Source organism: Vagococcus allomyrinae (assembly GCF_017829975.1).
Lineage (GTDB): Bacteria > Bacillota > Bacilli > Lactobacillales > Vagococcaceae > Vagococcus_D > Vagococcus_D allomyrinae.
In genome coordinates this window covers 255,232-266,126 of sequence record NZ_JAEEGA010000007.1, presented here as the reverse complement: position 1 = coordinate 266,126, position 10,895 = coordinate 255,232, and the positions used below count along the sequence as shown (strand labels likewise).

Genomic DNA, 10,895 nt, shown 5'->3' with positions numbered 1-10,895 from the left:
TTTTCCTCTCTGAATGGGTTTTAGTCGATTTCATTCTATCGGAAATAATCATATGTTTCTATTTTTTTGCCTTAAAATAGGTGTGAATGATTTTTTCTCATCCACACCATAAATTATACAGCCGGTAAACGGAGAAGTCAGGACAGTTGTCTTGGCTTTTTTTGTGTTATTTATTTTTTAGGGTATTGACAACGGTTTCTCAGTTTGTTATTGTATGTATTCGAGTAAATTTTTGATAGTTGAACTTGCAAAAGGTCGCGTCAAGACTTGCTTTGTAAGTTAAACTTTTCAATAAGGAGGGTTTATCAGATGATTGTTGTAGAGCATTTAAGTAAGACGTTTAAGATTCAACAGCGTGAGGCAGGTTTTCAAAATGCTGTCAAATCGTTCTTTAAACGGGAGTATCGGGAAATCAGGGCGCTAAACGATGTTAGCTTTACCATTCCTGACGGTGAAATTGTTGGCTATATTGGCCCAAATGGTGCTGGGAAGAGCAGTACGATTAAAGTTCTTAGCGGCATTTTAACGCCAGACAGTGGTACCTGTCAAATTAATGGCAATACGCCATGGAAAAATCGGGTGGCACATGTCAAAGATATCGGCGTGGTATTTGGCCAACGGTCGCAGCTATGGTGGGATATTCCCGTGATTGATTCCTTTTATTTGTTGAAAGATATTTACCAGGTTCCAGAAAACGTGTTTCAAGAAACCCTCCGAGATCTGAGTCAGATGTTAAACTTATCTGATGTCTTGAAAACACCAACACGACAACTTTCACTAGGTCAGCGAATGCGCTGTGAAATTGCCGCTTCTCTATTACATCGCCCCAAAATTTTATTTCTCGACGAACCAACCATTGGTTTAGATGCTATTTCAAAAGTGGCAGTGCGAGACTTCATCACAAAAATTAACAAAGAATTCCAAACAACGGTTATCTTAACCACCCACGACATGCAGGATATTGAAAAATTAGCCACTAGGATCATTTTAATTGGTAAAGGGACAATTTTACTTGATGGCAGTCTAGCTGAGTTTAAGGCTTTAAAACAACATGAAGAGGATACTTTAGATGAGATTCTGGTGAATCTTTATCAGAAGTATGATATTTGAGGTGGCTTATGACTAAATATCACTCATTATTCCGCGTAAAGTTTATTGGTGGTTTGCAGTATCGGGCGGCGGCATGGGCTGGGATTGTCACGCAATTTGTTTGGGGATTTTTAGAAATCCTGATGTTTCGTGCCTTTTATCAGTCTGATGCTAGTGCTTTTCCCATGACTTTTGAAGCGACGGTCTCTTATGTCTGGCTACAACAGGCCTTTTTAGCTTTGTATATGATTTGGTTTTGGGAAAACGATATTTTTGAAAACATTCAAAGTGGCAATGTTTCCTACGAATTAGTTCGACCAATCAGCGTTTATAACATGTGGTTTGTTCGGGGAATTGCGACACGGGTATCGCGAACGGTTCTCCGCTGTTTGCCAATTTTAATTGTCGCTGTTTTGTTACCAAAGCCATTTAAATTAATGGCCCCGAGTTCGATAGGTGTTTTTAGTTTATTTATTGTGACAATGTGTTTGTCCTTATTGGTGATTATCTCGCTGAACATGATTATTTATTTTTTATCGTTTTATACGATTAATGCCTTTGGTCTGCGAATGATCTTTCAATCAATCGGTTCACTTTTATCGGGAGAAATATTGCCACTGCCATTTTTTCCAGCGAGTCTGGCTCGCATTTTGGCCTTTCTGCCATTTGCCTCCATTCAAAATGTCCCTTTTAGGGTGTACAGTGGTGATTTGACTGGTGAGAGTCTAATTCAGAGTGTTTTGTTGCAATTTTTTTGGATTATCACGTTGGTCATGCTTGGCAAGTTGTTGGAACGGAATGTGGTCAAAAAAGTGGTCATTCAGGGAGGATAGCGATGAGACTGTATAAAAAGTATTTGGAGCTGCATTTACAAGCATTGATGGCGTATAAACTATCCTTTATTTTAACTACTTTTGGTCAGTTTTTCGTTTCATTTAATGTGTTTTTGGGTGTTTATTTTATGTTTGATCGTTTTTCAACGGTTAAAGGGTATAATTTTGAGGAAACTTTACTTTGTTTTAGTATCATCTTGCTGTCATTTTCCTTGGCAGAATGTTTTTTTCGAGGGTTTGATTCGTTTCCAACGATGATTGGCAACGGGGAATTCGATCGAATTTTAGTTCGACCGCGAAATATTATTTTACAGGTTTTAGGAAGTAAAATTGAATTCAGTCGTTTTGGCAGAATGATTCAGGCAGTCGTCATGTTTGCTTACGGGATTATAGCAAGCGATGTTGAGTGGTCAATAGTCAAAGTGGCAGTCGTCATTTCCATGTTAATCGGTGGTGTTTTTCTGTTTGCCAGCATCTTTTTATTGTACGCTAGCTTGTGTTTTTTTACCTTGGAAGGATTGGAATTTATGAACGTTTTGACAGATGGGGCGCGGGAATACGGGAAGTATCCAATTGGGATTTATGGGAAAAATGTGTTGAAATTTGCCACTTACGTCGTGCCTTTCGCCTTCATTCAATATTATCCTTTTCTATACTTAATAGACAGAATAATGGACCCTAGAGTGATTGTTATGCCTTTAGCCGGTATTCTTTTTGGCCTTCCTTGTTATTTGTTTTGGCGTTTTGGTCTGCGGCATTATCAATCAACAGGGTCATAGAAAGGCTTAGGAGATAACAATTGAAAAATATTAGGTGTCAAGAAAATTTCATTGACAAAGGTTTCTAAGCCTAGTATAATAACTCTTGTTGCTTAGAGGTGATGAAAATGAAATGGTCTTTATTGGAATTAAATAAATACAAAGACGATACGCTAGAGATTAATGAAGAGTTGCACGTTGAATCATCGTTATTGGCTCGTGATAAAGAAATATTAGCAGTTGATCCTGTCAAGGTTAAGGGGATGTTGTCTGTTAGTAAGTCGGAATATGTGTTGTATTTTACATTGGAGACGGTTTTGACCCTTCCTTCAACACGTTCGCTAACGCCAGTGCGCTTGCCACTTGCTTTTGATGTGACAGAAGTCTATATGACACCTGCTCAATTCGAAGCGGCAAAGGACATCCTTGCTGACAAAGACATGGTGATGGTAGTGGAGAATGACACCATTGACTTAGCTGATGCGGTTGAAGATCACATTCTATTGTCGATTCCGTTGCAAGTATTAACTGAGGAAGAAAAATTATCCCATGAGTCAATTAAAGGTGATGCTTGGGAATTGATGTCCGAAGATGCTTACATGGAACGAAAAGTGCAGCAAGAAGAAAATAATATTGATCCTCGTCTTGCAAAATTGTCGGCTTTATTAGATAATAGTGAAGGATCCGATGAGTTGTAGGATTGGAATAGATGGCAGTTGGTGGAGATCTTCATCAAGTGCTAAATGATTTAAGGAGGTGTAGTTAATATGGCAGTACCTGCTAGAAAAACTTCAAAAGCTAAAAAAGCTAAGCGTCGTACACATTACAAATTATCAGTACCTGGTATGAGCACTTGTGCTAACTGTGGTGAAATGAAACGTAGTCATCATGTATGTCCAGCTTGTGGGCATTATGATGGTAAAGACGTTAACGCGTCAACTGAAGAATAAGACATTTCTGAAATGTTTAAACCCTTAAGACAACCATGGAGTCTTAAGGGTTTTTTATTGTTGTTATTTTCTGTTCATAGACAGAATGTTAATTATTTTGTTCCTGTTAAGAAATAAAAAAATGAAACCGGTTTGACAACGCTTTAAAAAGGTGCTATATTTTAGATATTAACAGGGTGCTACTATTAAATTAGGCACGACCTAAGAAAATGAGTCTATTTTCTTAGGTCGTTTTTTGTATTTTGGGAGAGGAGACACGGGAGTGACATGATGCGAGTGATTAAAAAGATTAACCACAATGTTGTGCTGGTGGATGATAACAGTGTTGAAAAAATCGCAATGGGCAAGGGAATTGGTTTTTCAGTGACGCCAGGCGAACGATTCGATGTGGCAACTGCCGATAAGTTATTTGTTTTGGACACGCAAGAGAAGGTCAGGATGTTTACCGAGATGGCTAAGCAAATTCCATTGGCGTATATTGAATTTTCAGAAGAAATGATCCAATTTATCGCTAGAGAAATAGCGTCACCATTGGATTCTAATATTTATATCTCACTAACCGATCATATCTATTTTGCGATACAGCGTCAGAAAGAGGATTCACAGGTGACGGCCATCATGCTACCGGAGATGAAGCTTTTATATCCGGAGGAATATCGGGTGGCGGCGGAGGTCGTTGAAAAAATTAACACCCGCTACTTAACGGAATTGGGAGACAATGAGATTGGTTTTATCACCATGCACATTATCAATGCTGAGTTAGGGGAACGAAACAGTTTAAACAGTTTGAAAATAATTGAAATTAGTACGGCTATTATTCATATAATTGAGGAACAATATAATAAAATTTTGGACAAAGAGTCACTGAGCTATAATCGGATGCTCATTCACTTAAAATTTTTAGTGAAGCGTTTAATTTATCAAGAGGAAATGCCTGAAGAAGAAATCACCTTCATTAATCAAACGTTCAAGAAAAGTAAACAATATCGGACGGCTGAGTTGATTACCAAGTTTATTAAACAGACTTATCAGCTGGATGTAAAAGATAATGAGACGATCTATTTAGCGATTCATCTTGCGAGAATTTAATCATTTTTAGAGGGTGCAACTATTCGGTAGGCATGACCTCATAAGAAAAAGGAGAACCACGTCTTTTTCTTATGGGGTTATTTTTATATAAAAAACGGAGGTAGCTTATGGGAAAGGTAATAATCAATTCAGATGATTTTGGTTACAGTAGAGGGGTTAATTATGGCATCTTAGATGCTTATCGTTTAGGGATATTAACGTCTACTACGGTGATGGCCAATATGCCTGGTTTTGACCATGCAGTGAGCTTAAAAAATGACTATCCTAATTTGGGAGTGGGGGTTCATTTGACCTTGACTTGCGGAGAGCCCTTACTGAGCAATGTCGCAACATTGACAGAAGGGAGGCGGTTTAGACCCTTAAAGGATTATCAAGAAGGGTGTGACATTGACTACGATGAACTTTATCAAGAATGGAATGCCCAGATTCAGAGAGTGTATCGCGCTGGAATTGTGCCAACCCACCTTGATAGTCATCATCATACTCACACGTTTGGTAAAAATCAGGAGGTGGTAGTGGCGCTAGCGCAAAAATATGATCTACCAGTTAGAGGTAACTTTTCGCTGGCGACATCTGTTCGGCACACGACTTACTTTGAGGCCTTGTTTGATGAAGTGGGTGTTGATAATCAAGCAGATTCACTCTTGGATGTGGATTTAGCAGTGTATTTGGAGGAGTTAATAAGAACGTTGCAAACAAGGGAGAGTACTGAAATAATGTGTCACGCAGCTTATCTTGACCAGCTGCTGTATCGTCAGTCCAGTTTTCTTTATCCACGGATTAATCAAGTTGAATTTTTAATTCATTCAGATTTTGCGAAAAAGGTGATGAAAGATAGTCAAATTGAATTAATTACTTATTCAGAGTTATAGATCATTGAGTAAAAATAGAATGAGGAGGAGCGTTTATGTCAAATTTTAAAACAAATATTCAAAAATTAGGGCGAGCCATGTTGTTACCGGTGGCTGCCATGCCGTTGGCGGGGTTGATTTTACGGTTATCAGCAGATGACATGCTAAATATTCCTGTCTTAGGCGCAGCTGGTAATGCCGTTTTTGGTAATCTCGACATCTTGTTTGCCATTGGTGTGACAATCGGGTTCGCTAAAGCCAAAGATAAAGGAATCCCTGCTTTGACTGGTTTTTTGGCTATTGCCACGTTAAAAGCGGGTCTAAACATTATCAACCCAGAGGTTAATATGGGGATTTTTGCAGGGATAATCTCGGGCTTAGTGGCTGCTTGGACATACAATCACTTCAAGGAGCAGAAGCTACCGCTAGTATTTTCTTATTTTGCAGGTGAGAAGTTCCCCTTGACAATGGTGATGATCTTACAAACCGTTTCTGCGGTAATCTTTGGTTTGATTTGGCCGTTTATTCAAAATGGGATTGACAGTTTTGCTAAGTTGCTAGTTGACATGGGAGCGTTAGGCGTGGGAATCTTTTTATTCCTCAATCGTTTGCTTATTCCCTTTGGGCTACACCACGTCTTGAACACTTATGTCTATTACGATTTAGGTAGTTACACGGCGCCTAATGGGGAGGTTTTTCGCGGCGAGATGACGCGTTTTATTAATGGTGATCCAAATGCGGGACTCTTTCTTTCAGGATTTTTTGTGGTGATGATGTTTGGGATCCCGGCTATTTGTCTAGCGATTTATCGTGCAGCGTTTAAAGAGAATCAAAAGATGGTCAAAGGAATTATGGGAAGTGGGGCCGCTACTTCTTTTATTTCCAACATTACAGAACCGGTTGAATTTAGTTTTATGTTTATTTCACCGATGCTTTATGTGATTCATGCCTTCTTCGCCGGTTTAGCAGGGATGGTTTGTTATCTATTCAATATTAGGATCGGCTTTACGTTTGGTGCCTGTATTGTTGATTACTTGATCAATTTTAGAATTGCCACTAATCCATTGCTGATTTTACCGATCGGTATTGTATTTTTCTGTCTGTATTATGTTACCTTTTACTACTTGATCAAGAAGCGCAACATTCCGACGTTAGGGCGTGAAGTGGTCGCCACAGAATTTGGTGAAATTGCTCTCGATGAAGAGGAAGAGTTGAGTTTGGCTAGTAAAAACTATCAGTATATGGCTAAAAAGTTATTGGCGGCTTTTGGTGGCAAAGAAAATATTAATGATTCATACAGCTGTAACACACGCCTTCGTGTGGAAGTTTTAGATGCATCAGTGGTTGATGAAGCGCGCATTAAACAATTAGGTGTCAGTGGTATTATTAAGCCATCAGCGACTAATTACCAGGTGATCATTGGGCTTGAAGTGACGTACATTATGGCGGAGTTTGATAAATTATTAGCAGAATAGAGGAGATTAAGATGACGAATAGACAAATAATCACCATCGCAGGTGGTGGAAGTACTTATACACCAGGTATTATTCAAGCGGTGCTAAATAACGCAGATCGATTACCACTTAAAGAGATTAGACTATACGATATTGATTCGGAACGGAATCAGGATATGTATCTGATTATTGACTTGCTGCTAAAAACATCTGGCCATGAACTTGTGAAATTGATCGTCACGGAAGATCCTCGACAGGCTTTTACGGGCTGTGATTTCATTTTCTCACAGATTCGTGTCGGTGGTTTGAAAATGCGGGAGCAAGATGAAAAAATTCCTTTACGCCATAGATTAGTCGGGCAAGAAACTTGCGGACTTGGCGGGTTTGCTTACGGTATGCGGTCTATGGGTGGGTTACTGGAAATCGTTGGTTTTGTTCAAGAATTTGCACCAGAGGCTTGGCTGTTAAATTATACGAATCCTGAATCAATTGTGTCAGAGGCAGTTCGCCGCCAATATCCAGAGGTTAAGATGATCAATGCCTGTGACATGACAATTTCATTGGAAGAAACGATTGCGGTCAATTACGGGTATGACCGTAAAAATTGGGTGCCAACTTATTATGGGCTGAATCACTTTGGCTGGTATACGGAAATTTATGATAAATCGTTAGGAAAAGATATTATGCCTGAGGTTATCGCAAAATTAAACCGACAAAAACTGAAAGTGGCCGATTTTAATGAAGGGGATAGTTCCTGGCAAGCGGCTTTTGAGATGATGTCGGTTATGACGACGGACTTTCCTGAACAAATTCCAAACAATTATTTGGAATACTATCTTTATGGGGATCTGGTTGTGGAAAAGGCTGATCTGGCTTACACACGAGCTAATATGGTGATGGATGGACGAGAGAAAAATACGAAGGAAATGGCGCAAAAGATTCGCAGTGGTTTGACGGAAGATGTTCTGAATTTTAATTTTGGGGAACACGGTCAATATATCGTGGACATGGCCACGAGTATTCTAAACGATGAGCACCGCCGGTTTATGCTGTTGGTACCGAATCAAGGGGCGATACCTAATTTACGTCCAGATGCAGTTGTCGAGGTTCCAGCTTATGTAGGGGCAACAGGAGTAGAACCGATTTCTTTACGGGCTCCGATAAATGATTTCCATAAAGGCTTAATGGAGGCGCAGGTAGCAGCAGAAAAGCTATTAGTTGACGCGTACTTTGAAGGGTCGTATCAAAAAGCGCTTCAAGCATTTACTTTAAATCAGACTGTACCAAACGCTCGAGTCGCCAAAAAAGTCTTAGATGAGATGATTATTGCGAATCAGGATTATTGGCCAGTGTTGTCGTAGGATTGACTGTTAAAGGATTGGTGCCAGTCTTTTAAAAATGAGGAACTCAGTGAAGAGATAGACCCCGATATAAAAATTCGCCAGAAAGATATTAGAAAGTTATCAGGATCAAAAGAAGGGGCAACAAATGATTGAGGTAGCGAGATTAAGGGATATTGCCCATCGTGATGTTGACCGAAAGGGAGGAAGTAAAAAAAGAAGTCGCAATCAATTTATTTGAATCAGAATATCCTACTCGGCTAACTGGATTGAGTTTAGTTTTCCTTTAAGAGCTAGGGAGCAAATATAATGTGACTGGAAAAAAGATTACTAAGTGATTGAAGAGGCTGGGACAATAGTCCCAGCCTCTGATACTTTTACGAACATTGTGCGATAGACGCGCTCCAAAAGTTTGCTCGCGTCGCTGTTCTAAACTTCTACGCATTAAAATGCTAAAGTTAAGGCGCTACGCTACGCTTCGATCTCAACAAATTCTAACTGCTGCCGTTATTCTTACGAATTTATTCGTTAGAGATAAGGGACAACGAAGTAAAGCATTAAGATTTGAAGGCTTGGCAATTTCGAAGCAAAACGATTTTGTGTCCCAGTTTGTTTTTTTATTGGTCTTCTTTTATTTTATTCTTAGTCGGTCATGATAAAATAACAGAAAAGAACATAAGAGAATGCAAGTATAATACGGTTTAGACATGTGCGCCTTACAAGAAGTAACAGAATAGGAGATCGATTTGATTGATGTCAATCAGTGAGTTTTCAGAATTTTTACTAAATACTTTTCAAAAATATTTCAAGATAGTTTTAAATAAAGGTAAAATAGGCTATAATTAAAAGAGTTAAAAGTACTTAAACTTTTTCGACTAAAAGCAAGCTAAAAAATAGGAGGAATTTCATGTCTAAACAACAAATCGGGGTAGTTGGAATGGCGGTTATGGGGAAAAATCTAGCCTTAAATATTGAAAGCCGTGGCTACTCAGTCTCAATTTTTAACCGAACTGGTGCGAGAACAGAAGAAGTTGTCGCTGAACATCCAGATAAAAAATTAGTGCCAACCTATACGGTCGAGGAGTTTGTTGATTCCCTTGAAAAGCCACGTCGTATTATGTTGATGGTTCAAGCGGGTGATGCAACGGATAAAACAATTCAAAGCTTATTGCCTCATTTGGATAAAGGAGATGTGCTAATTGATGGCGGGAATACATTCTTCCAAGATACGATTCGTCGTAATGAAGAATTAGCTAACTCAGGCATTAACTTTATTGGAACAGGAGTTTCAGGTGGTGAGGAAGGGGCGCTTAAAGGGCCATCAATCATGCCTGGCGGCCAAAAAGAGGCTTATGATTTAGTGGCGCCAATTTTTGAGAAAATTGCAGCCGTTGCTGAAGATGGCGAACCTTGTGTGACTTATATTGGTCCTAACGGTGCGGGTCATTATGTGAAAATGGCTCATAATGGGATCGAATATGGTGATATGCAATTAATTGCTGAATCATATGATATTTTAACCAAATTACTAGGACTTTCTGTGGAAGAGTGTGCAGATATCTTTACTGAATGGAATAAAGGAGAGCTAGATAGTTACTTAATCGAGATTACCTCTGATATTTTGACTCGTAAAGACGAAGAAACAGGCAAACCGATTGTCGATGTGATACTTGATGCGGCTGGAAATAAAGGAACAGGTAAGTGGACAAGCCAAAGTGCTTTAGATTTAGGTGTGCCGTTACCACTTATTACAGAGTCTGTTTTTGCTCGTTATATCTCAGCCATGAAAGATGAACGTGTGGAAGCTAGTAAAATTATTCCAGCACCAGCTGCTCCTGCTTTTACAGGAGATAAAGCTGAGTTTGTGGAAAAAGTTCGTGAAGCTCTCTACTTCAGCAAAATCATGAGTTATGCTCAAGGATTTGCACAATTACGGATTGCTAGCGAAGAATATGGTTGGGATCTCCAATACGGAGAGATTGCTAAAATCTTCCGTGAAGGCTGTATTATTCGTGCAAAATTCTTGCAAAAAATAACAGATGCCTACGATCGTCAAGCGGATTTAAAAAACTTGCTGTTAGACGAGTACTTCAATGAGATTACCCAAAAATACCAACAAGCGGTGCGCGACGTCGTATCGATTGCGATTCAAGCGGGTGTGCCTGTGCCGACCTTTAGCTCAGCTATTTCATACTACGATTCTTATCGTAGTGCCGATTTACCAGCTAACATCATTCAAGCCCAACGCGATTACTTTGGGGCTCATACTTATGAGCGCAAAGACAAACCAGGAATTTTCCATTATGACTGGTACACAGAAGCATAGATAAATTTTAGCACTGAGTAGATTAAGAACTCAGTGCTTTTTAGCATATTTCAGAGCCAGTTTTTCTTTTGGAGTTGGAAATGATCTGTGATGAGGGCGCTTCTTTGAAGATGGCAATTTGAGCTGAATTTAGAAGGTTAGCACATTTAAGGCTCATTTTTTGTTTAATTGGAGATCCAAGCAAAGATAGAATGGATTTTTTCAC

General features: G+C 39.2%; 10 protein-coding genes. All 10 read left to right on the top strand.

The window, feature by feature from the left end; all coding sequences use genetic code 11:
* The first annotated feature begins 309 nt into the window (after positions 1-309).
* The 10 genes from I6N95_RS12670 to gndA all read left to right on the top strand — a co-directional run bounded on the left by I6N95_RS12670 (position 310) and on the right by gndA (position 10,690).
* Positions 310-1,110: an ABC transporter ATP-binding protein gene (locus I6N95_RS12670; protein WP_209528483.1), complete on the top strand. Its 801-nt coding sequence runs from the start codon at positions 310-312 to the stop codon at positions 1,108-1,110.
* Positions 1,111-1,118: 8 nt separating this feature from the next.
* Positions 1,119-1,922 (top strand): ABC transporter permease, encoded by an 804-nt coding sequence (locus tag I6N95_RS12665; protein ID WP_209528481.1) that lies wholly within the window; start codon positions 1,119-1,121, stop codon positions 1,920-1,922.
* Between the two features lie 2 nt (positions 1,923-1,924).
* Positions 1,925-2,701, top strand: a complete 777-nt coding sequence (locus tag I6N95_RS12660) for an ABC transporter permease (RefSeq protein WP_209528479.1) — start codon at positions 1,925-1,927, stop codon at positions 2,699-2,701.
* A 107-nt stretch (positions 2,702-2,808) separates the two neighbouring features.
* Positions 2,809-3,378 carry a YceD family protein gene (locus tag I6N95_RS12655; protein WP_209528477.1) on the top strand — a complete coding sequence of 190 codons (570 nt, stop codon included), beginning with the start codon at positions 2,809-2,811 and terminating at the stop codon, positions 3,376-3,378.
* 69 nt (positions 3,379-3,447) lie between these two features.
* Positions 3,448-3,630, top strand: a complete 183-nt coding sequence (rpmF, locus tag I6N95_RS12650; RefSeq protein ID WP_209528475.1) for a 50S ribosomal protein L32 — start codon at positions 3,448-3,450, stop codon at positions 3,628-3,630.
* Between the two features lie 270 nt (positions 3,631-3,900).
* Positions 3,901-4,719 carry a PRD domain-containing protein gene (locus I6N95_RS12645; protein ID WP_209528472.1) on the top strand — a complete coding sequence of 273 codons (819 nt, stop codon included), beginning with the start codon at positions 3,901-3,903 and terminating at the stop codon, positions 4,717-4,719.
* 107 nt (positions 4,720-4,826) lie between these two features.
* The gene (locus tag I6N95_RS12640) at positions 4,827-5,591 is read left to right on the top strand and encodes a carbohydrate deacetylase (RefSeq protein ID WP_209528470.1); all 765 of its coding nucleotides are present in this window, start codon (positions 4,827-4,829) and stop codon (positions 5,589-5,591) included.
* A 35-nt stretch (positions 5,592-5,626) separates the two neighbouring features.
* Positions 5,627-7,045, top strand: a complete 1,419-nt coding sequence (locus I6N95_RS12635; RefSeq protein WP_209528468.1) for a PTS transporter subunit EIIC — start codon at positions 5,627-5,629, stop codon at positions 7,043-7,045.
* 11 nt (positions 7,046-7,056) lie between these two features.
* Positions 7,057-8,385, top strand: a complete 1,329-nt coding sequence (locus I6N95_RS12630; RefSeq protein WP_209528466.1) for a family 4 glycosyl hydrolase — start codon at positions 7,057-7,059, stop codon at positions 8,383-8,385.
* Between the two features lie 886 nt (positions 8,386-9,271).
* Positions 9,272-10,690: an NADP-dependent phosphogluconate dehydrogenase gene (gndA, locus tag I6N95_RS12625; RefSeq protein ID WP_209528464.1), complete on the top strand. Its 1,419-nt coding sequence runs from the start codon at positions 9,272-9,274 to the stop codon at positions 10,688-10,690.
* Positions 10,691-10,895 lie beyond the last annotated feature (205 nt).

Coding starts and splice junctions, on each gene's coding strand:
- I6N95_RS12655 (WP_209528477.1), top strand. CDS start 2,809: ATGAAATGGTCTTTATTGGAATTAAATAAATACAAAGACGATACGCTA.
- I6N95_RS12665 (WP_209528481.1), top strand. CDS start 1,119: ATGACTAAATATCACTCATTATTCCGCGTAAAGTTTATTGGTGGTTTG.
- I6N95_RS12640 (WP_209528470.1), top strand. CDS start 4,827: ATGGGAAAGGTAATAATCAATTCAGATGATTTTGGTTACAGTAGAGGG.
- I6N95_RS12645 (WP_209528472.1), top strand. CDS start 3,901: ATGCGAGTGATTAAAAAGATTAACCACAATGTTGTGCTGGTGGATGAT.
- rpmF (WP_209528475.1), top strand. CDS start 3,448: ATGGCAGTACCTGCTAGAAAAACTTCAAAAGCTAAAAAAGCTAAGCGT.
- gndA (WP_209528464.1), top strand. CDS start 9,272: ATGTCTAAACAACAAATCGGGGTAGTTGGAATGGCGGTTATGGGGAAA.
- I6N95_RS12630 (WP_209528466.1), top strand. CDS start 7,057: ATGACGAATAGACAAATAATCACCATCGCAGGTGGTGGAAGTACTTAT.
- I6N95_RS12635 (WP_209528468.1), top strand. CDS start 5,627: ATGTCAAATTTTAAAACAAATATTCAAAAATTAGGGCGAGCCATGTTG.
- I6N95_RS12670 (WP_209528483.1), top strand. CDS start 310: ATGATTGTTGTAGAGCATTTAAGTAAGACGTTTAAGATTCAACAGCGT.
- I6N95_RS12660 (WP_209528479.1), top strand. CDS start 1,925: ATGAGACTGTATAAAAAGTATTTGGAGCTGCATTTACAAGCATTGATG.